This is a genomic window from Burkholderia sp. Se-20378 (assembly GCF_017104665.1).
Taxonomy (GTDB): domain Bacteria; phylum Pseudomonadota; class Gammaproteobacteria; order Burkholderiales; family Burkholderiaceae; genus Burkholderia; species Burkholderia lata.
This window is the reverse complement of record NZ_JAAGPG010001196.1, coordinates 1-665: the sequence shown is the minus strand read 5'-3', so window position 1 is coordinate 665 and position 665 is coordinate 1. Positions and strand designations below refer to the sequence as shown.

1 pseudogene is annotated in these 665 nt (G+C 70.7%); it reads right to left on the bottom strand.

Features of this window, described 5'->3' with window-relative positions:
- A pseudogene (locus tag G3N93_RS40965) lies at positions 1–665 on the bottom strand (nitric oxide reductase activation protein); the annotation flags it as partial.

Below are 665 nucleotides of genomic sequence, written 5' to 3'. Positions count from 1 at the left end.
CCGACGTGGCCGGCGCGCGTTCGACGATCGTCGTCCAGTCGCGACGTTCGCGCTGCGTGTGGCAATTCCACTCGGGATAGCGCGGCGCATCGGGCGCGGGCGGCGGTTCGTCGTCGGGTTCGTCGCTGTGGCCGCCGGTCGACGCCGACATCTCGACGCCTTCGCTGCCTGCCTGTTCGGCTGCGACGGCGGCCGGCTGCGCCCACAGCCACGCGTTGTCGTCGCGATAGGGCAGCCATGCGCCGTCGTCGGGCTCGAAACGCACGCGCATCTGGCCGAGATCGTTCGCGAGCCGCGATGCGATCGTGCGGAACGCGCGGTAGTCGTCGAGCGTGTCGCGATGTTCGTTGAACAGTTGCACGCCCTTGTCGACCCACGGGTTGCCGTCGCGATACGACGGATCGAACAGCGCTTTCGCCAGCCGCGCGCACAGGCGGCCGAACGTGAGCCCTTCACGGTCGATCGGTGCGAACGCGGGCGCCCAGAAGGTCGCGAGCCCCGGCCATGTGCGTGCGAGCAGCGCTTCGACACGCGCATCCTCGATGAGGCCGGCGACGGCGACGCCGATCGGCGTCAGCTTGTCGACCGGTTCGCCGGACGGCGAATGTCGCCAGTGTGCCAGCGCGTGCGCGGCCGCCGCGATGCGCGCAGCGGGAGCCAACGCA